This is a genomic window from Streptomyces sp. NPDC031474 (assembly GCF_055581185.1).
On sequence record NZ_JBVIJX010000002.1, the window covers coordinates 578,373 to 598,758 of the forward strand.

Annotated in this window: 17 protein-coding genes and 1 pseudogene; 6 read left to right on the plus strand and 12 right to left on the minus strand. The window is 72.2% G+C overall.

Annotation, left to right across the window (positions count from 1 at the left end):
• Positions 1-22: 22 nt before the first annotated feature.
• The 4 genes from ACZ5SK_RS05535 to ACZ5SK_RS05550 all read right to left on the minus strand — a co-directional run bounded on the left by ACZ5SK_RS05535 (position 23) and on the right by ACZ5SK_RS05550 (position 4,707).
• Entirely contained in the window at positions 23-2,470 is a 2,448-nt protein-coding gene (locus ACZ5SK_RS05535) for a right-handed parallel beta-helix repeat-containing protein (RefSeq protein ID WP_361706351.1), read from the minus strand.
• A gap of 108 nt (positions 2,471-2,578) precedes the next feature.
• Positions 2,579-3,193 (minus strand): Rv1733c family protein, encoded by a 615-nt coding sequence (locus ACZ5SK_RS05540; RefSeq protein WP_334582547.1) that lies wholly within the window; start codon positions 3,191-3,193, stop codon positions 2,579-2,581.
• A gap of 206 nt (positions 3,194-3,399) precedes the next feature.
• Positions 3,400-4,224, minus strand: coding sequence for an MOSC domain-containing protein (locus ACZ5SK_RS05545; protein WP_334582546.1), 825 nt, complete (start codon positions 4,222-4,224; stop codon positions 3,400-3,402).
• Positions 4,225-4,269: 45 nt separating this feature from the next.
• On the minus strand, positions 4,270-4,707 hold the full coding sequence (locus tag ACZ5SK_RS05550) for a DUF6643 family protein (protein WP_334582545.1): 438 nt from the start codon (positions 4,705-4,707) through the stop codon (positions 4,270-4,272).
• A gap of 309 nt (positions 4,708-5,016) precedes the next feature.
• Here ACZ5SK_RS05550 and ACZ5SK_RS05555 point away from each other — a divergent pair, with 309 nt between their 5' ends.
• Complete coding sequence (locus ACZ5SK_RS05555; protein WP_334583785.1) at positions 5,017-6,312, plus strand: TerD family protein; 1,296 nt, start codon at positions 5,017-5,019, stop codon at positions 6,310-6,312.
• A gap of 15 nt (positions 6,313-6,327) precedes the next feature.
• Here the strand turns inward: ACZ5SK_RS05555 and ACZ5SK_RS05560 are convergent, their stop codons facing one another.
• Positions 6,328-7,503: a glycosyltransferase gene (locus ACZ5SK_RS05560; RefSeq protein WP_334582544.1), complete on the minus strand. Its 1,176-nt coding sequence runs from the start codon at positions 7,501-7,503 to the stop codon at positions 6,328-6,330.
• Positions 7,504-7,560: 57 nt separating this feature from the next.
• Between ACZ5SK_RS05560 and ACZ5SK_RS05565 the strand changes: the two genes are divergently transcribed.
• Entirely contained in the window at positions 7,561-8,346 is a 786-nt protein-coding gene (locus ACZ5SK_RS05565) for a glutamate racemase (RefSeq protein ID WP_334582543.1), read from the plus strand.
• A gap of 106 nt (positions 8,347-8,452) precedes the next feature.
• The gene (locus ACZ5SK_RS05570; protein ID WP_319676207.1) at positions 8,453-9,028 is read left to right on the plus strand and encodes a hypothetical protein; all 576 of its coding nucleotides are present in this window, start codon (positions 8,453-8,455) and stop codon (positions 9,026-9,028) included.
• A 47-nt stretch (positions 9,029-9,075) separates the two neighbouring features.
• On the opposite strand, the gene ACZ5SK_RS05575 is transcribed toward ACZ5SK_RS05570, so the two are convergent.
• Entirely contained in the window at positions 9,076-10,158 is a 1,083-nt protein-coding gene (locus tag ACZ5SK_RS05575) for an O-antigen ligase family protein (protein WP_334582542.1), read from the minus strand.
• Between the two features lie 279 nt (positions 10,159-10,437).
• On the opposite strand from ACZ5SK_RS05575, the gene lnt reads away from it, so the two are divergent.
• Positions 10,438-12,048 carry an apolipoprotein N-acyltransferase gene (gene lnt, locus ACZ5SK_RS05580; protein ID WP_334582541.1) on the plus strand — a complete coding sequence of 537 codons (1,611 nt, stop codon included), beginning with the start codon at positions 10,438-10,440 and terminating at the stop codon, positions 12,046-12,048.
• 114 nt (positions 12,049-12,162) lie between these two features.
• Complete coding sequence (locus ACZ5SK_RS05585) at positions 12,163-12,642, plus strand: NUDIX hydrolase (protein ID WP_334582540.1); 480 nt, start codon at positions 12,163-12,165, stop codon at positions 12,640-12,642.
• 80 nt (positions 12,643-12,722) lie between these two features.
• On the opposite strand, the gene ACZ5SK_RS05590 is transcribed toward ACZ5SK_RS05585, so the two are convergent.
• Positions 12,723-13,928: an MFS transporter gene (locus ACZ5SK_RS05590; protein ID WP_361706343.1), complete on the minus strand. Its 1,206-nt coding sequence runs from the start codon at positions 13,926-13,928 to the stop codon at positions 12,723-12,725.
• A gap of 246 nt (positions 13,929-14,174) precedes the next feature.
• Between ACZ5SK_RS05590 and ACZ5SK_RS05595 the strand changes: the two genes are divergently transcribed.
• The gene (locus tag ACZ5SK_RS05595; protein ID WP_334582538.1) at positions 14,175-15,785 is read left to right on the plus strand and encodes a purple acid phosphatase family protein; all 1,611 of its coding nucleotides are present in this window, start codon (positions 14,175-14,177) and stop codon (positions 15,783-15,785) included.
• A 190-nt stretch (positions 15,786-15,975) separates the two neighbouring features.
• On the opposite strand, the gene ACZ5SK_RS05600 is transcribed toward ACZ5SK_RS05595, so the two are convergent.
• The 5 genes and pseudogenes from ACZ5SK_RS05600 to ACZ5SK_RS05620 form a co-directional block, all read right to left on the minus strand.
• Entirely contained in the window at positions 15,976-16,635 is a 660-nt protein-coding gene (locus tag ACZ5SK_RS05600; RefSeq protein WP_334582537.1) for a YceI family protein, read from the minus strand.
• A gap of 184 nt (positions 16,636-16,819) precedes the next feature.
• Complete coding sequence (locus ACZ5SK_RS05605; RefSeq protein ID WP_334582536.1) at positions 16,820-17,521, minus strand: FadR/GntR family transcriptional regulator; 702 nt, start codon at positions 17,519-17,521, stop codon at positions 16,820-16,822.
• Between the two features lie 20 nt (positions 17,522-17,541).
• Positions 17,542-18,582 (minus strand): ABC transporter permease, encoded by a 1,041-nt coding sequence (locus ACZ5SK_RS05610; RefSeq protein ID WP_334582535.1) that lies wholly within the window; start codon positions 18,580-18,582, stop codon positions 17,542-17,544.
• A 2-nt stretch (positions 18,583-18,584) separates the two neighbouring features.
• On the minus strand, positions 18,585-20,228 hold the full coding sequence (locus ACZ5SK_RS05615; RefSeq protein ID WP_334582534.1) for a sugar ABC transporter ATP-binding protein: 1,644 nt from the start codon (positions 20,226-20,228) through the stop codon (positions 18,585-18,587).
• Between the two features lie 49 nt (positions 20,229-20,277).
• Positions 20,278-20,386, minus strand: a pseudogene (locus tag ACZ5SK_RS05620) (sugar ABC transporter substrate-binding protein); the annotation flags it as partial.

Here is a 20,386-nt window from a genome sequence, read left to right on the forward strand (position 1 = left end):
CGGTGCGCGCGGTGGGGGCGGGTCAGGGCAGCTCGGGCAGGTCCTCCGCGTACAGCAGCGTCAGGTCGTCCTTGTTCGGCTCCGCCACCTGGGCGACCCGGCTCGCGTGCCGCTCGACCATCGCCTCGAACGTCTGCCGCGCGGTACGTCCGTTGCCGAAGGCGGGGCCCTTGGGGAGCTCCGTGAAGTACTTCAGCAGGGCGTCCGCGGTGCCCGGGCCGAGCCGGTACTCGTGCTCCTCGGCCTGCTGCTCCACGATCCGCAGCAGCTCGTCGGGGCCGTAGTCACCGAAGGTGATGGTCCGTGAGAAACGGGACGCCACTCCGGGGTTGACCGACAGGAACCGCTCCATCTCGGCCGTGTAGCCCGCCACGATCACGACCACGGCGTCCCGGTGGTCCTCCATCAGCTTCACGAGGGTGTCGATGGCCTCCTTGCCGAAGTCCCGCCCCGCGTCCTCCGGCGACAGCGCGTACGCCTCGTCGATGAACAGCACACCGCCGTGCGCCCGTTGGAAGGCCTCCTGGGTGCGGATCGCCGTCGAGCCGATGTGCTCGCCGACCAGGTCGACCCGGGACACCTCGACGAGGTGGCCCTTCTCCAGGACGTCGAGGGCGGCGAGGATCTCGCCGTAGAGACGCGCGACCGTCGTCTTGCCGGTGCCGGGCGAGCCGGTGAAGACCAGGTGGCGCTTGACGGACGCCGCCTTGAGCCCGGCCTGCTGCCGGCGACGGCCCACCTCGATCATGTCGATGAGGGCCCGCACCTCCCGCTTGACGCTCTCCAGGCCCACCAGCGTGTCCAGTTCGCCGAGCACGTCCTTGGAGGTCCGCACCGACGGCTGCGGTGCGGCGGCGGCCTGCTGCGGCTCCGCCACGGTGACGCGCTGCTCGGGGATCATCCCGAGCAGACCGGGCGACTGGGCGGTCGTCTGCACGGCCGTCTCCGGCGCCGCCGTGGCCATCGGCGTCCGCACCCCCGCGCTCTCGTCGCTGGTGCAGTCCTCGACCACGGGGCCGGAACCGGGCGTGGTGTCCGCCCCGGCGTCCGCGAACTCGTAGCCACCGCGTGCGCAGCGCTCCGTACGGCACTTGCGCAGTGTCGTACGACTGCCGTCTATCACGTGGAAGCCGTAGCCGCCGCTGTTGGTCACCCGGCAGTTCAGGAAGCTGCCGCGACCGCCGGCCGACACATAGAACCCGGCCTCGGCGGGGGAGTCGACCGTGCAGCGCTCGACGGTGGGGTCGGCGCCCTTGGTGACGATCACGCCGGTCTGCGTGCCGTCCACCGTGCAGTTGTTGAGGGTGCCGCCGCTGCCGTGGTCACGGAACCACGCGCCGGTCGCCGCGTCCCGGATCCGGCAGTCGTCGAGCTGGGCGGTCGCGCCGTCGCTCACCGACACGGCCGTGTTGCGGACCTGGGAGAGGTCGCTGTCGACGACGTCCGCGCGCGAGCCGCGGTCGAGGACGAACAGCGCGTCCGGCACGTCGTGCACCCGGCAGGAGTCGAGGACCGCGGTGGCGCCGTCGCTGACCCAGACGGCCGGGTAGTCGCCGGTGCTGTCGAAGATCTCGCACTGGTTGGCGTCCACGCGTGTGCCCGGGTCCCACACCGAGAGACCGTTGCGCCCGAACTGACGCACCGTCGTGCGGGTCAGCGTCAGGACGGAACGGGAACGCAGGTCGACCGCGTTCTCCGGGATGTCGTGGATACGGCAGTCGGCGAGGGTGAGCACGGCGTCCGTGTCGAGGGTGACGCCGTCGGCGGTCGTGCGGTGCACATCGCAGTCGGTGAGGTGCGCGGTGGCCCGGGCGGTGATCTGCACACCGCTGCCCCTGACCTCGTACACCTCGCAACCCACCGCCTCCAGCGCAGAGTTGTCGCCGGTCGCGCTGAGTCCCGCCCCCGAGGTGTGGTGCACCCGGCAGCGCTCCAGCCTGGGGTGGGCGCCCCCGCGCACCGCGACGCCCGCCTGACCCGCCGCGACGACCTCGCACTCCTCGAAGACACCGCCGCCGCCGTCGACCACGGCGATGCCGATGCCCGCCGGGTTGTCCACCGTGCACCGCCGCACCGTCGGGCGGGCGCTGCCGCGCACCTCGATGCCCGCGGCGGAGCGGGTGACGATCCGCAGGTCCAGCAGCTCCGGTGTGCCTTCCTCGACGAGCACCGCGGGCGCCGCCGCGTCCTGGCCCTCCACATGCAGGTCCTGCACCACCGCCGAGGCCCGCACGGTCAGCGGCACGCCGTCCACGGGCGCGAGGCGCACGGAGCCGGGAGAGCCCTCGGGGCCGCGCAGTGTCACCGACCGCTGCACCACGAGGTTCTCCCGGTAGGTGCCGGGAGCGATGGTGAGGACATCGCCCTCGGCCGCGGCCTCCAGGGCGGCGGCGAGCGATGCGTACTCACCCGTGCGGCGCCGCCACCTCGATGTGCCGGTGTGCGTCACCTGGACCGTGCCCTGTGCCATGGCGTTGCTGTGCCCCCACCTCGTGGTACGCGGGTTGATGCCGAAATGCTTCGGCCGGACCACCGTAGCGTGCGCGCGGGTGGTGGGTTGACCAGAGACGGAAGGCCGTCAGCTGCCGGTGCCGGTGCGGCCCCAGTCCGGGCCCGCCCGGTCCCAGGCCTGATCCCAACGGGCGTACCGGCGGCGGACCATGCGCCAGACGATCAGCCGTCGGCCGCCCTCGACGAGGCCCGCGGTGAGCAGGGCCGCGCCGAAACCGGCGAGCACGGCGTGCGTCGTCGCCGTGGCGGAGTCCAGCGGGCGGGCCGCCAGCCGGCCGTGGCCGTCGGTCCATATCTCGAAGTGGTCGCCGCTGTGCGGGGTCTTGAGGCCCGCCAGGACCGTGCCGTGCTGCGTGGTGCCGTCCGGCGCGGGCCAGTCCGCGACGACCCGCGTACGCGCGTCCCGGCCGGTGGCCGTCTCGGGGTCCACGTCCAGGGGCGAGCCGTCCACCTTCCGCACCACGGTGGCCGTGACCTCGTGGCGGGACACGCGCTGCTCGCGGACCGCCTGCTGCAGGACGCCTTGTGCGACCGCCCCGACGACGGAGCCCACCACGGGCGCCACGAGAAGGATCAGAAGGAGGGCCGACAGGGCCACCCAGGCCTCGGCCAGGTCCGTCGCACGGCGCAGCGGGTTGTGTCGCCAGTGCCAGATTCCGCGGATCGTTCCCACCGTCCGCACCCCCTTCCCCCTCCGTGATAACTCCCGTCGGAGCCGTTCACGCGCGAGCCCGGTGAAAGAGAGAGCGATATCACCTGGGCTCGGGACCTCTCATGAACTTCTCACGCAGTGCCAACGCTCCGGGACGGGGCGGGGGTTCCCACGGATCGCCCAGGCCCTGATCGAGGCCGGAGCCCTGCGATGACTGGGCGACGGCTGCGCGATCACTACGCGATGACGCGCACCGCGTCGCCGACCCTGACCGTGCCCCGGGAGAGGGGCACCAGGTTCTGTCCGAAGACGAGCTTGCCGTCGAGGCGCCGATGCCGGCCGAGGGTGGACAGCGGCTCCTTTCCGCGCCCGGCCGTGCTCTGGTCGGTGGTGGTCACGACACACCGTCCGCAGGACTTGGCGACGCGGAACTCGACCTCGCCGACGGCGAGGCGCGACCAGCCGTCCTCGGCCCAGGGGTCGGTGCCCGCCACGACCAGGTTCGGCCGGAAACGGTTCATCGGCAGCGGCCCCTCCCCGGCGTGCCCGCCCTGCGCGATCAGGGAGTTGAGGGCGTCGAGGGATGCGGTCGTGGTGACCAGCAGCGGATATCCGTCGGCGAAGGACACGGTCTCGCCGGGCAGCGCGTACTCGGGATCGACGGGCCTGCGCGTCGCAGGGTCGTCCATGTGCACCAGCCGTACGTCGGCGCCGAGGTGGGCGCTGCACCAGGCGTGTGCGGCGGCGTCGGCGAGGACCCCCTCCACCTTGTCGCCGAAGATCTCCAGCGACACCGTGCTCACCGGCTCGGGCGCCCGCACGGCCAGCGGCTCCAGACCGGGCGCGGACAGACGCACGCCGCCGCCGGGCAGAAGCTCGGCGGCGGCCAGCGCGAGGCGCGGCTGCTGGCGTTGTGTGACGACCTTTCCCCCGTGGTCGATCAGCGTCCAGCGTCGGTCACCGGCCAGCCCCCAGGGCTCCACGACGGCTTCCCGGGGCGCCTGGCCCCGGAACGCCTTGACCGGATGGACGTGTATCGACAGCAGCTCCGCATTCCCCATGGGGTCATCCTGCCAGGCGGCACCGACAACCCGGGGCGGGGCGACTCAGTAGCCGCCGCGGTACTGCTGCTGCTGGTTGTACGGGTCCTGGTACTGAGGCGCGGCGGGCCGGGGCGCGGCCGGGCGCATCGCCTCGTAGCCCATGCCGTGACCCGCCGGGCGCGGCTGCTGCTGCGCCTGGGGCCCGGGATAGCCGCGCGGCGCGGCGGCCTGCGGCGGGATGTACGCCGCCGGGGCCTGCTGCAGCGGAGCGGGCTGCTGCGCCTGCGGGTAGCCGTAGGGCGCCTGGGACGGGCCCGCCGGGAGGGCGGGCAGCGCCGACGGCAACGCGGGCAGGTTGCTGCTGCCCATGTCGTACGCGGCGGGGACCCGGATCGGGGCGATCTGCGGGGTCCCCCGCTCGGCCACGAGCGAGTCGTAGATCGGAGTGTCCGGGAAGGAGGCGTAGTAGCTGCCGCCATAGGTGGAGCGGGGGGAGGTCATGGCACATAAGTTAAGCCCACGATGTGCTGGTTGGGGAGACCGATAAGAGGGTTGTTTTCCGTGTCGGTCGTGGCCTCGGATCCCTAATGCGAGCGAAGTTGGGGAAAAGGGACGGAAGGCTGTCTGTAGATCGTGTAAAGGCCGAGTTCCGAGCGGGTTACCGGCGGGTCGGCCGACGTTCGGCCGACGCTGATCCTGTGCCCCGGATGGGAGTTCGCTGTCCCGCGCAATAGGTTGGCCGGGTAGACAACCCGAGGGGTGCCGGGCGTGCCCCCTGGGCGCACCGACACAAGGGGGACGTGCATGTCAATGTCGAAGGGGTCCAATGCCCCGGTGCCGACCACGGCACTGCGAGTCGAACTGGGCTGGCGCTCAGGACCGGGCGTTCCGGACGCGGACGCGTCGGCGTTGCTCCTCGTGGGCGGAAAGGTCCGTTCCGACGCCGACTTCGTGTTCTACAACCAGCCGGCCCATTCCTCCGGGGCCGTTCGCCACGAAGGCAAGCGCGACGCCGCGGGCCGCGTCACGGACACCCTTCTCGTCGACCTCGCGCGCGTGGAGCCCACGATCGAGACCGTGGTCCTGGCCGCTTCGACGGACGGCGGCTCGTTCGGCCGGGTCCCGGACCTCTACATCGAGGTACGGGACGCGGCCGCGGGCACCGTCGTGGCCCGGTTCGACAGTTCCGGCGCCACCGTCGAAACGGCCTTCGTGCTGGGCGAGTTCTACCGCCGCCAGGGCGCCTGGAAGTTCCGCGCCGTCGGACAGGGCTACGACAGCGGCCTCGAAGGCCTGGCCACGGACTTCGGGATCACCGTGGACGAGCCGCAGCACACCGCCGCCCCGGCGCCGCCGACCCCGCAGTCCCCGCCCCCTCCGCCGCCGGCCGGGCCCGCCTTCCCGGCCACGGTTCCCCCGCCCGCCCACCAGGCCCCGCCCCCGCCGTCGGCGCCGCCGGCCGCGCCGGTCCGGCTGACCAAGGTGACGCTCACCAAGGCCGCCCCGTCGGTCTCCCTGACCAAGCAGGGCGGCACCTCGGGCGCCCTCCACGTGAACCTCAACTGGGAGACACGCAAGCAGTTCTCGGGGTGGGGCAGCAAACGCGGGCGGGCGATGGCCCTGCACAACGACCTCGACCTCGACCTGTGCGCCCTGTACGAACTCGCCGACGGCCGCAAGGGCGTGGTCCAGGCCCTCGGCAACGCCTTCGGCGCCCTGCACCAGCCGCCCTACATCCACCTCGACGGCGACGACCGCACCGGCGCGGTGGCGAGCGGCGAGAACCTGACCGTCAACCTCGACCACAAGAACGACTTCCGGCGCATCCTCGTCTTCGTGACCATCTACGAGGGCGCCCGCTCCTTCGCCGACCTGCACGCCACGGTCACCCTGCGACCGCAGTTCGGCGCCGCGATCGACTTCTCCCTGGACGAGTGCACGGTCCCCTCGACCGTGTGCGCCCTCGCACTGATCACCAACCACGGCGGCGACCTCGTCGTCCAGCGCGAGGCCCGCTACCTGGTTCCCGAGCGCGGGGTGAGCCCGCAGCGGACCGTCGACCACGCCTACGGATGGGGCATGAACTGGACGCCGGGCCGCAAGTAGGGCCCCGCCCAGGGTTCAGCCCTCGTCGGTCACGGCGTCCGGACGTGCGTAGGTGCGGCCCTTCCAGGCCGCACCGCGCCCCCGGTAGTGCTGCACCGCGGAATCCACCGTCATCAGGAGGTAGAGGAACGCGGTGAACGGCAGCAGAGGAGCGAGCCACAGCGGTTGACCGTAGTAACGCAGCATCGGGACGTACGTCCCCGTCATCACCAGCCACGCCAGCCCGCCGAGCACCGCCGCGGCCGTACTGCCGACGGTGAGCCCGGTGAGCAGGGCGAGCGGCGGCGCCAGGTACACCAGGGCGAGGCCGAGCACCGTACCGGCCAGCAGAAACGGGTTGTGACGCAGTTGCGCGTAGGCGCTGCGCGAGACCATCCGCCACAGGTCGTGCAGCCTCGGGTACGGGCGCACGCTGTCCACCCGGTCGGCCAGCCCCAGCCAGACATGACCGCCCCCGCCCTTCACCGCGCGCGCGAGCGCCACGTCGTCGATGACGGCATGCCGGATGGCGTCCGGGATCCGGGCCCGCTCGGCCGCCTCGTCGCGCAGCAGGACGCAGCCGCCCGCCGCGGCCGCCGTGCGCGCCCCGCGCCGGCCGATCCGCCGGAAGGGGTAGAGCTGTGCGAAGAAGTAGACGAAGGCCGGTACCACCAGCCGCTCCCACCGGCTCTCCACCCGCAGCCGGGCCATCTGGGAGACGACGTCGAAACCCCCGGTCCGCGCCGCCGCCACCAGCTCGCGCAGGCTGTCGGGCGCGTGCGCGATGTCGGCGTCCGTCAGGAGGAGGTACTCCGGCTCACGCGCGCGTGCCAGCGCGATCCCGTGCCGCACCGCCCAAAGCTTCCCGGTCCAGCCCGCGGGCGGCTCACCCGGCGAGTCCACCGTCAGCGGGAGCCCGCCGAGTTGCCTGGCGAGACCGCGCGCAAGCTCGCCCGTGCCGTCCGAGCTGCCGTCGTCGACGAGGAAGATCTCGGCCCGCCCGGGATACTCCTGCGCGAGCAGCGAGGGCAGGCTGGCGGGCAGCACCGCCGCCTCGTCGCGCGCGGGGACGACGACACCGACCGACGGCCACCGCTCCGGTTCCACCCGAGCCGGCAGCCGCACGTCCGTGCGCCAGAAGAAGCCCTGGCAGAGCAGCAGCCACAGCCAGGCGGCCAGGGACAGGGCGGCGATCCACACGATGGCGCTCACGCGCGCAGTCTGCCCCACCCGACCGGGCGCCAAGACCACATCGTCTATGGTGGCCGGGTGAAGATCGCGCTCATGGACTCCGGAATCGGTCTGCTGGCGGCCACCGCCGCGGTACGGCGTCTGCGACCCGACGCCGATCTCGTGCTCTCCCTCGACCCCGACGGCATGCCCTGGGGTCCGCGCACCCCGCAGGACCTCACCGAGCGTGCCGTCGCCGTCGCCGACGCCGCCGCCGCACACCGGCCCGAGGCCCTCATCGTGGGCTGCAACACGGCGACCGTACACGCCCTGACCGCCCTGCGCGCCCGCCTCGAACCCGGCATCCCGGTCATCGGCACCGTCCCGGCGATCAAGCCGGCCGCGGCCGGCGGCGGTCCCGTCGCGATCTGGGCCACCCCCGCCACCACCGGCAGCCCCTACCAGAGGGGGCTCATCCAGGACTTCGCCGACGGGGTCCCGGTCACCGAGGTGCCCTGCTGGGGACTGGCCGAGGCCGTGGAGCACGCCGACGAGACGGCGATCGACGCCGCGGTCGCCGCGGCAGCCGCGCTCACCCCCGACGAGGTGACGACCGTCGTCCTGGGCTGCACGCATTACGAACTGGTCGCCGACCGCATCCGTGCCGCCGTGCAGCGCCCCGGGCGTCCGCCGCTCGTCCTGCACGGTTCGGCCGGCGCCGTGGCGGCCCAGGCACTGCGCCGGATCGGGGCGCGCCCCGCACCCGAGGCGACGGCCCTGGGCACGGTGACCGTCATCCTCAGCGGCCGCCAGGGCGGTCTCCCGGCGCCCGCCCTGGCCTACGCGGAAGGCCGCCTGCTCCAGGCCGTCAGTCCCGCGCAGTGACCCACGGGCGGCCGACGCCGTCCCTCGGCCGGCTCGCCGCCCCCGCGGAGCAGTCACTGTGCGCAACGTGCTACCGGCGCAGCGAAACCTGAGTAACCTCATTCGTATGAGGGACCACCCCCAAGACGAGAGCACTCCGCTTCCCGACGTCCCGCATCGTGACGCCCCGCACCCCGACATCTGGACCGGGCGTGCCACCAACCGGTTCCAATGGCTGCTCGCGCTCGTCGGCGCCGCCTGTATGGCGCTCGGCATCGAGCTCGCAGTCGATTCGGCGTGGACGTCCGGCATCGCCCCGCTCGCCATGGCCGTCGTCGGCTGCATCGCCGCCGGGCTGCTGGTCCTCTTCGGCACCCTCGCCTTCGTCCACGTCGACCTGAAGCTCGACAAGGAGTCCCTCGAAGTACGGTGCGGTCACATCGGCCTGCCGCGCCGCCGCATCCCGCTGGCCCATGTCGCCGGCGCCGACTTCGAACCGCTCGTCACCCCGCGCCACTGGGGCGGCTGGGGCTACCGCTGGCGACCGGAGAAGGGCACCGCCGTCGTCGTACGCCGTGGTGAAGGCGTCGTGCTGCGGTTGTGGGACGGTCATACGTTCACGATCACCGTGGACGACGCGGAGTCCGCCGTACGCGTCATCAGGGCCCGGCTGCGGACGGGCGCCGCGGGCGCGGCACACTGACGTCCCTTCGACAGCCGTCCGGCGTGCCACTCCGGGTCGAGGCGCTGTCAGGCGGCCGGGCGGTCGTCGTGCCGTAGGTTCCTCTCGTACACCGCCGACGCCTCGGGCACCGCGGCCTCCTCGGTGAGCGGTCGGGCCGTGGCCAGGCCCGCCAGCAGCCCCGCGCCGACCGACACCGTGGTGAAGCTCAGCGCGTTGCCGATCGCGGCGACGCACGCGAGGGCCGTGAGCGCGGCACCCGCCGTGAGGACGACCGGCGTGGGGCGCGGTGCGCGCCACAGGGCGAACACCACCCAGCAGAAGCACGCGGCGAGCAGCAGCACCCCCACGACGCCCTGCTCCGCCGCCAGTTGCAGCGGCGCGGAATGGGGCTTGCCGTCGGACAGGGGCGACTGCACCGCCGTCGTGCTCAGCTCTCCGAAGCGCCCGGGACCCACGCCGAGTCCGGCCTGGTGACGGGCCATGCCCAGGGCGTCGTGCCAGAGGTCGACCCGGCGAGGTGTCAGTCGGTCGCGCAGGGCGTCGATGAGACCGGCGGGCAGGGCGTCCGCGGCGATCGCCCAGGTCAGGCCCGTCACCAGGGAGGCGGCGCCGGCCAGCGCCAGCAGGCCCGGTCCCCGGCGGCGCAGCCGGCCGGCGGCCAGCGCGCACAGCAGCACCGCGCCACAGGTCACCACGGCCGTGGTCGAGCCCAGGAGAGCCCCCGTGACCGCGATCACCCCGGCGAGCAGCCACAGCACGTACCGCAGCGCGGGGAACGGGGTGGCCCGGGCGGCGCAGCACGCGGCGCCGGCCGACAGGGTGAGCAGCGCGGCGGTGGCGCCGGCGTGGCCCAGCGGCTCGACGATCTCGGGTCCCGGCGCGAGCCGGGGCAGGGCCACCGTCAGGGCGAGCCCCGCCAGCGCCCCGGCGCAGGGCGCGGCCACCGGCAGCAGCACCCCGAAGATCCGGCCCGCCGCGTATCCGGCGGTCAGCGCCAGCACCGCGAGCAGGACGCCCTCGGGGCGGCCGCCGTGCACCGCGGCGGTGATCAGGGACCAGATGGCGCAGGCCCCGAACACGGCCACGCCCGCCGCGTCGGAAACGTTTCGTCTCTCCCCGTCCGCGTCCGTGCCGGGCGCAGACGTCATCCCCGTGGAACCCACCCCGTCCCCCCGAACCCGGTCGCCCCCCGACCGTGACGGACCTGAACCGTGACGGACCCCGAACGCCTGAACGACCGGAGCTCTGCCACACCGTAACGGCTGATGGGCGGTTTGTGGATGACTTGCGCCGGGTTGTGCGCCGGTTCGTGCGGTGATCGAGCGCCGTCCGGGGCGCCTGGCGACGGCCGGGGCGTGCCGTAGCCCACCGGCCCGCTCCGCGGACCGTGCTGTCGGCCGAAAGGGCACCCGCCGTACACTCCCCGAGTGACCGTCACCGCACCTCCCGTGGGCCAGCCCGACCAGCTGGAACCCCAGACCGCGCCGCCCTCGCGCGGCGCGCGGCTCCTGCGCCTCGTCCCGGCCGCCGTCGCGGCGCTCTCCGGAGTGCTGCTCTACGTCAGTTTCCCGCCGCGCACCCTGTGGTGGCTGGCGCTGCCGGCCTTCGCAGGCTTCGGCTGGGTCCTGCGCGGGCGCAGCTGGAAGGCCGCGCTCGGCCTCGGCTACCTCTTCGGCCTGGGCTTTCTGCTGCCGCTCCTGGTGTGGACCGGCGTCGAGGTCGGCCCCGGCCCGTGGCTCGCCCTGGTGGCGATCGAGGCGGTCTTCGTCGCGCTGGTCGGCGTGGGCGTCGCCGCCGTGTCGAAGCTGCCGGCCTGGCCGGTGTGGGCGGCCGCGCTCTGGATCGCCGGCGAGGCGGCACGCGCGCGTGTGCCCTTCCGCGGGTTCCCCTGGGGCAAGATCGCCTTCGGTCAGGCGGACGGCGTCTTCCTGCCCCTCGCCGCACTGGGCGGCACTCCCGTCCTCGGCTTCGCGGTCGTCCTGTGCGGTTTCGGTCTGTACGAGGTCGTGCGCCTCGTCCTGGAGCGCCGCAGCACAGGCGAGGTGCGGCGGTCGGCCGCTGCCGTGGCGCTGCTCAGCGTGGCCGTTCCGGTCGTCGGAGCCGTGGCCGCACGCGGTCTGGTGAGCGACAAGGCGCAGGACGGCACCGCGACGGTCGCCCTCATCCAGGGCAACGTGCCCCGTCTCGGCCTGGAGTTCAACGCCCAGCGCCGGGCCGTCCTCGACTACCACGCGCGCGAGACGCAACGCCTGGCCGCCGAGGTCAAGGCGGGCAAGGTCCCACAGCCCGACTTCGTGCTGTGGCCCGAGAACTCCTCCGACATCGACCCCTTCGCCTACGCCGACGCCGCCGTCGTGATCGACAACGCGGCCAAGGCGATCGGCGCGCCCATCTCGGTCGGCGGGGTCGTCGGGCGGGACGGCAAGCTCTACAACGAGCAGATCCTGTGGGACCCGGTGAAGGGACCCACCCAGACGTACGACAAGCGGCAGGTTCAGCCGTTCGGCGAGTACCTTCCGCTGCGCTCCTTCATCGGCGCCATCAACAAGAACTGGACCTCCATGGTCCGCCAGGACTTCAGCCGGGGCAGCAAGCCGGGCGTGTTCGACATGGACGGCGCCAAGGTCGGCCTCGCCACCTGCTACGAGGCGGCCTTCGACTGGGCCGTGCGCGACACGGTCACCCACGGCGCGCAGCTGATCTCCGTGCCCAGCAACAACGCCACCTTCGACCGCAGCGAGATGACCTACCAGCAGCTCGCCATGTCCCGCGTCCGCGCCGTCGAGCACAGCCGGACCGTCACGGTCCCCGTGACCAGCGGCGTCAGCGCGATCATCATGCCGGACGGCAGGATCACCCAGAAGACCGGCATGTTCGTCGCGGACTCGCTGGTGCAGAAGGTGCCCCTGCGCTCTTCGGAGACGCCGGCGACGAAGCTGGGCATCCTGCCCGAGATCGCCCTGGTGCTCGTCGCCGCGGGCGGCCTGGGGTGGGCGATCGGCACCGGGCTGCGGGCCCGACGCCGCGCGACGAGCTGACGACGGCGGACCGCGGACCGACAAAGGACGGACGACGAACCGGTCAGGACGCCCGGGTTCGGGACGCCCGGGTTCGGGAAGCACCGGTTCAGGACGCCCCGGTAGGGTCGGCCCATGCCGACTCCTGACTTCATCACCGAGATCCGGGCCTCCGCGGGCCACCAGTTGCTCTGGCTCCCCGGCGTCAGCGCCATCGTCTTCGACGAGGAGGGCCGGGTGCTGCTCGGGCAGCGCGCGGACAACCACGAGTGGACCGTGATCAGCGGCATCCCGGACCCGGGGGAGCAGCCCGCCGACTGCGCCGTGCGGGAGGTGTACGAGGAGGCGGGCGTGCACTGCGTCCCCGAGCGGGTCGTCCTGGTCCGCGCGGGGCGGGAGCTGGAGTACCCGAACGGCGACAAGTGCCAGTTCATGGACGTCACCCTGCGCTGCCGGGCCGTCGGCGGTGAGGCACGGGTCAACGACGACGAGTCCGTCGCGGTGGGCTGGTTCGCGGTGGACGCCCTGCCGCCCATGCACGAAGATCAGCTGTTCCGCATCAAGCAGGCGCTCTCCGACGAACCCACGTGGTTCGAGACCACGCCTTCTGCCTGAAGTACCGGTTGACCACACACGGCGCACCCTGGAGCGGCCCGCGACGGTGACGCGCGACACGGCGGCGACGCCGCGTCGGCTCACCCGTGGGGGGCGGGCTCCTGGGCGGGCGTCCTGGCCCGGCGGGCGGCTACGGCCATGACGGCGACGGAGACTGCGACGATGCCGGAGCCGACGTAGAGCGGCGCGGTGTAGCCGAGGCCCGCGGTGATGGCCAGCCCCCCGAGCCACGCGCCGAGCGCGTTGCCGATGTTGGACGCGGAGACGTTGGCGCCGGCGGCCAGGGCCGCGCCGTGGGCGAAGTCGGTGACGCGAGTGATCAGGCCGGGCACGCCGGCGAACCCGAACAGCCCCATCAGGAAGACCAATATCACCGACGCGACGGCGCTGTCGGCGAGCAGACCGAACACGGCCAGGGTGACGGCGAGTCCGAGCAGGGCGAGGACCAGGGCGCGGTCACGGTCCCGGTCGGCCGCGCGCCCGCCGACCACGTTCCCGACGACCAGGCCGAGGCCGTACACCATCAGCAGCCACGGGACATCGCCCGGGGAGAAGCCGCCGACCTCGGTGAACGTGTAGGCGATATAGCTGAACGCACCGAACATCCCGCCGTAGCCGAGCGCGGTGGCCGTCAGGGTCAGCCACACCTGCCAGGACCGGAACGCGCGGAACTGGGCCCGCAGGCCGTCGGGGGGCATCAGGTCCGAGCCGCCCGTCACCGTCCGCGGCCGGGCATCTCCCGCGCCAGCGGGTACGAGGGCGGCGATGCCCGCCAGCGCGAGCACGCCGATCGCGGTGACCGCCCAGAACGCCGCTCTCCAGCCCCAGCGTTCACCGACCAGCGCGCCGAGCGGCACGCCCAGCACGTTCGCCACCGTCAGCCCGGCGAACATGACCGCCACCGCGCGGGACTTCCTCTCCGGCGCGACCAGACTGCGGGCGACCAGCGAGCCGATACCGAAGAACGAACCGTGGCACAACGCCGCGACGATCCGCCCGAGCAGCATCACCGGATAGCTGGGCGCCAGGGCGGACAGCAGATTGCCGACGACGAACAACGCCACCAGGCCGACCAGGATCTGCTTGCGGGGCAGCCGCGCGGTCGCCGCGGTGAGCGCGATCGCCCCGACCGCGACGCTCAGGGCGTACCCGGAGATCAGCCGGCCCGCGGCCGCCTCGGACACCGCGAAACTCGACGCCACCTGCGGCAGCAGGCCGGCGATGAGGAACTCGGTCAGACCGATGCCGAAACCGCCGAGTGCCAGCGCTACGAGCCCACTCGGCATGCGTCCCTCTCCCGTGGCTGCGATTCGGCCGGTACCGAGCCTACGTTCGGCGCGGGCGCGGGCGCAGCCCCCAAAGGCGAGGCAAGGCGGGGGCAAGGCGCGGGCAAGGCGGGGGCAAGAATCGCCTCCGTGGGCCGTCACGGCCCGCACAACGGGCTTCTGGCAACTCAGCGTTCACTCCCGCGCCGCCGAGGCGCGCCAGGGTGCGGTCGTCGTCAGCTCAACTGCTCGCCAGGGAGGGCCACCATGACCGCACAGGCAGAGGCATCGGACGCGCTGCCGCCGTCTTCCGAAGGGCTCAGCCGGCGCCACGCGCTGGGCCTCCTCGGCACCGCGGGCGCCGGCGCGGCCGTCACCCCGTTGCTGGGAACAGGCGCGGCGCAGGCCGCTCCGCTCGCCGCCCCGGCCCTCCACCGCACCCCGGACTCGTCCGGCGCGCCCCCGGTCCAGGGACTCCACCTGACCTTCGGGTCGGATCCGCGCACCCAGATGACGGTGTCGTGGATCACCGACAGACCGGTGACCAGACCCGTGGTGCACTACGGCACGTTGGAGCACGGCTTCGGATCCAGCGCCGAGGCCCGCACCGTCAGCTACGTGGACGGCACCTCCGGCCGTACCGTGTACGTCCACCACGCCTCGCTGAACCGGCTCCGCCCCGGTACCGACTACCTCTACCTCGCCACCCACGAGGGGACGACGCCCGACAGCGGCACGTTCCGCACCGCCCCGCGCGGACGGATGCCGTTCACCTTCACCAGCTTCGGCGACCAGTCCGCCCCGCAGGTGACCTGGGCGGCCGACGGCACCGTGGCGCTCGACGCGAACTCCACCCCCGCGACGAAGGACATCGTCACCGGCATCGAGCAGGTCGCCCCGCTCTTCCATCTCCTCAACGGCGACCTGTGCTACGCCAACCTGGACGTCGACCGGGTGCGTACCTGGAACAACTTCTTCACCAACAACAGCCGTTCGACGCGCTTCCGTCCCTGGATGCCGGCCGCCGGCAACCACGAGATCGAGAAGGCCAACGGTCCGCTCGGACTCGGCGCCTACCAGGCCTACTTCACCCTCCCCTCCACCGAGTCCGACGCCGAACTCGCGGGCCTGTGGTACGCCTTCACTGTCGGCTCCGTCCGGGTGATCGTGCTGCAGAACGACGACAACTGTCTCCAGGACGGCGGTGACGTCTACATCAGCGGCTACTCCGGCGGACGCCAACTCGCTTTCCTGGAAAAGGAGTTGCGAGCCGCCCGGTCCTCCCGTGACGTCGACTGGGTGGTCGTCGCCATGCACCAGGTCATGATCAGCTCCTCGGATGCGAACGGCGCCGACCTGGGCCTGCGTCAGAAGTACGGCCCCCTGTTCGACCGGTACGGCGTGGACCTCGTGCTGTGCGGCCATGAGCACAACTACGAGCGCTCGCTGGCCGTCCGCGGTGTCGTCAGCGGCAGCGAGACGCTGACCCCTCGCCCGGTCTCCCAGGCCACCGACTCGATCGACACCGGTCTGGGCACCGTGCACATGATCCTCGGCGGCGGAGGCGTCTCGGGAACCACGAACCAGAAGTTCTTCACCGACGGCACCGCCAAGGTGATCACGGCCGTGTCGGCGGCCCCCGGCGCCAACGGCAAGCGCACTTCCACCTACACCAAGGAGGAGGCGGTCTGGACCGGGGTCCGGGACATCGAACACCCCTACGGCTTCGCCGCCTTCACCGTCGACCCCGGCCGGCACGCGGGCGACACCACCCGCATGCACGTGACCTACTACAACGTGAACAAGCCGAATGGCGAGCTGTCGGTGTTCGAGACGTTCACCCTGCACCGCAAGCGCTCCGACGGTCACCCCGGATAACCCTGCCGCCGGGCGCCGGCCGCGCGGCGCGATCCAGAACAGGCCGTCCGCGGCGACTCGGGTGGACAGCAGCGGGTTCACCCGGTCCCGCCGGTCGCCGACCGGCCCACCGCGTCGTCGAGTTCGGCCGCGGCGGCCTCGTCGACGTCCCCCGGGTGATTTTCTTCGCCGTCCGCGACCGCTGCGGGCGTCAGCCGGCGGCGGTGGTGCGAATGGCGGCGATGTCGAATTGGAGACGCACCTTCTCGCTCACCATGGCGCCGCCCTCCGCGAGCCGTGCGTTGTACGTCAGACCCCATTCGGAGCGATTGATGGTGGTGGTGCCGTCGAAACCGGCCCGCTCATAGCCGAACGGGTCGGTGACATGTCCTATGTAGGTGAGTTCCAGTACCACGGGACGAGTGGTTTCCCTGATGGTGAGATCGCCGCTCATGCGGTAAACATCCGGACCCGCGAGTTGTACGGCCGTACTCGCGAATCGCATATGGGGATAGGTCGCCGCGTCCAGGAAGTCACGGCCCACCAGGTGGGCGTCGCGCTGCTCCACACCGGTGTCGACGCTCGCGGTGGACAGCAGGATCTCGGCCCGTGAGCGGGCGGGGTTGCGCCCGTCGAAATAGAGCCGGCTCTCGTACTGCGTGAAGGCGCCGCGCACCGTCGTCACCAGGGCGTGCCGGACGGAGAAGCCGATGCGGCTGTGCGCGGGGTCGATCATCCAGTCGCCGGTCAGCGCCGCCAGCGCGGGATCCGGCAGGCCGGCGGAGGGGAAAGCGGGTGAGTCGGCGGGGCGTTGCGGAGCAGTGGGGGGTGCCGAGCGCCGGAGAGAGGCGCCGCGGGTGAACAGGTTCATGATTCACGTAGTTACTGCACCGCAGATATCGCCGCAAGCCTGCCTCCGGATGCGGCGGCGGATCGAATCAGTACCGAAAGGCTTATAGGCCACCGCCGATGACCGGCGACTACAACATCCACACATGCCCGTCACGGAACAGTCAAGCCAATCCCCGGACTTCACCGCGCGAATTCCCGTCCGGTCAGCCGTCGAGTGCGCACAGAGAATCGTCGACGAGGTCGGCCGCCAACCACTGCTCCACGGCGGCGATATGGACCGTCGCGGTCGAGACGGCCAACGGGGCGTCGCGCGCCCGCAGCGCGCGCAGGATTTCGTCGTGCTCCCGGTGCGCGTGCTCCACGGCCCGCTCGGTCCGGGTGCCGCGGACGATCCGGACCCGCTGGGTGCGGGTGGAGAGCACGCGCAGCAGCATCGACAGCACCGGATTGCCGACGGCCTCGACGATCCGCAGATGGAACGCGATGTCGTGACCGACGAACTCCTCGACCGTCGCGGCGGCCCGGGACCGTCGTAGGACGGCGGCCAGCTCTTCGAGGTCGTCGGGTGCGAGCAGCGCGGCGGCCAGCCCGGTCGCCTGCGGCTCCAACAGCCTGCGCACCTGGAGCAGTTGCAGCGCCGTCTGCCCCTGGGAGACGTCCGAGGCGAAGGAGAGCGCCTCCAGAAGCAGATGGGGCTCCAGGCTCGACACGTAGGTGCCGTCCCCCTGCCGGGTGACCAGGATCCGCATCGCGGTCAGCGCCCGCACCGCCTCGCGCAGCGAGCTTCGGGACAGGCCGAGCTGTCCGGCGAGGAGGTCCTCCCTGGGCAGGCGGGAACCCGGCGCGAGGTCGCCCGCCACGATCATCGCCTTGATCTTGTCCATGGCCTCGTCCGTCAGTGCCACGAGCGTGCCTCTCTGTGCGGCTACTCCTGCTTCTCGCCGGAGGCGAAGCGGGAGATGATCAGCGCGACGATGATGATCGCGCCGTTGAGGAACTGGTTCCACAGCGGCGGCACGCCCGCCAGCGTCATCACGTTGACGACCAGCTGGAGGGTGAGCACGCCGGTGAGGGCGCCGAACACCGAGCCCTTGCCGCCGTTGAGGCTGACCCCGCCGATGACCGTCGCCGCGAAGACCTGGAAGATCCAGCCGCTGCCCTGGGTGGCGGAGATGGAACCGTAGTGACCGCTGTAGAGGATGCCGGCGAACGCGGCGAGCAGGCTGCCGAGGATGAGGACGACCCAGACGATCCGGTCGACGCGGATGCCGGCGGTGCGCGCCGCCTCCGCGTTGCCGCCGATCGCGTAGAGCGCCCGTCCGTGCCGCAGCCAGGCCAGCGCGGAGCTGCCGAGAGCGAACAGCAGCACACAGATCCAGATCGCCGCGGGCGCCCCCCACCAGGACGCCTTGCCCAAGTAGGTGAAGGAGGAGGGCAGTTCGACGATGGACTGGCCCTCGGACAGGGCGACTTGGAGGCCGCGCAGCATGGTCAGCATGCCGAGCGTGACGATGAAGCCGTTGAGCCGCAGTTTCAGGATCAGGAACCCGTTGACGGCGCCGATCACCATGCCCACCAGCAGACACAGCGGGACGGCCGTCCACTCCGGGAGCAGCCCGAGGCCCGTGAACCGGGCGCCGCTCGTGGGCAGCACGAGCCAGACGGCGATGACAGGGGCCACCCCGATGGTCGACTCCAGGGACAGGTCCATCCGCCCGGAGATCAGGATCAGCGCGGTGGCGAGGACGAGCAGGCTCAGCTCGGTGGACTGCTGGGCCACGCCGATCAAGTTGTCGGAGGTCAGGAAGGCCGGCGAGACGATGAACCCGATCAGCATCAGGACCAGGATCGCCGGTATCAGGGACAGTTCACGGAACCGGCCGAGGTCGAGGCCGCGCCCGGTGTCCTTGGCGGGCGTCTGCGCCACGCCCGCTGCGGGGTCGGTGACATCAGTGGTGGCGGACATGACTACCTTTCGTCCTCGTCGGTGTCGGGAGCCTCGCCGGTCTCGGGGGCCGCGCCGGCGCCGGGTGGGTCGGTCCTGTCGGCGACGCCCTCCATGGCGGCGACCACCTGCTCGTCCCGCCAGCCGGGCGCGAACTCGGCGACCGCGCGGCCGTGGAACATCACCACGACCCGGTCGCACACCCTGAGGTCGTCCAGCTCGTCGGAGACGATCAGCGCGGCCTTGCCGCCGTCCGCGACCTCGCGGATGCGGCGCAGCAGGAATTCCTTGGACTTGACGTCCACCCCGTTGGTGGGCCGGACGGCGACCAGGACACGCGGGTCGGTGGCCAGCGCCCGGGCGACGACGACCTTCTGCTGGTTGCCGCCGGACAGCGCGGAGACCGGAGTGGCCGCCCCAGGGGTCTTGATGTCGAGGTCCCGGATCATGCGCTGCGCGAAGACCCTGGTCCGGGCGGGCAACACCGTGCCGAACGGGCCCAGTTGGTCGGTGACGGTGAGCGTTGCGTTCTCCGCCACACTGCGGTTGTGGACCAGGCCCTGGAGATGACGGTCCTCCGGGACCAGCCCGACGCCCGCGGCCAGCGCCGCCGGAACGCTGCCGGTGCGTACGGCACGGCCGCCGACCGTTATCCGGCCCTCCTCGGCGCGGTGCAGACCGGCGACGGCCTCACCCACCCGCACATTGCCGCTGGCCGCTGCTCCGGCCAGCCCGACCACCTCGCCCGAGCGGACCGACAAGGACAGACCGTGGCAGGCCCCGGGGAGCGTGAGGCCCTCGATCACCAGCAGCTCGGGGCGCTCGTCCGATCCGTTCGGTCCCTCCTGTCCGGCGGCCCGGCCGTCGTCCGCCGGGGCGCCGGCGGCGGTGGCGGTCGTCTCCCCGGTCATGGCCTCCACCAGGGCCTGGTGATCGACCTCGGCAACGGGCGCGGTGAGGATGTGGGTCGCGTCGCGGTAGACGGTGACCGTGGTGCAGAGGTCGTACACCTCTTGCAGGTGGTGCGAGATGTAGAGGAAGGCGACGCCCTGACCCTGGAGGTCGCGCAGCTTGTCGAAGAGACGACCGATGCCCCGGGCGTCGAGCTTCGCGGTCGGCTCGTCGAGGATGATGAAGCGGGCGCCGAACGACAGGGCGCGGGCGATCTCCACGAACTGGCGCTGTTCCACGGTGAGTTCACGAGCTCGGGCAGTGGCGTCGACGTCCACGCCGTACTCGCCGAGGAGTTCCTCGGCCCGGCGGCGCAACTGTTTCCAGCGGATGGGCTGGAGCGGGCTCGCGCTCTGTCGGTTGAGGAAGAGGTTCTCGGCGACGGTCAGGTCCTGGATGATCGTGGACTGCTGGTAGACGCAGGCGACGCGGGACCGCCAGGCGTCGATGTCGCCGACGGGCGGCGCGGGTTCGCCGTTGAAGCGCAGCGTGCCGGTGTCGGGCCGGCGCAGTCCGGTCAGCAGGGACACGAGCGTCGACTTGCCGGCTCCGTTGCGGCCCACCAGCGCGTGCGACTCGCCGGGGGCGACGGCGATACGGGCGTCGCGCAGCGCCACGGTGGCGCCGAACCTCTTGCCGACCCCGACGGCCTCGGCCACCGGGGTGGGACCGGCGCCGCCGTCCGCCGGCCGGGACGCGGTCGCGGTGTCCGCCATGGGGATACCGTCCTTCCAGGGGTGCGGGCGCTGTCGGCGGGCCGGTCGGTCACTGGCCGACGGTGTTGCCCCACAGGGTCTTGTCGTCCACGTTGTCCTTGGTGACCAGCGGGGCGGGCAGCTGGTCCTCCAGGCCGTTCGGGATCTTGATGATCGTG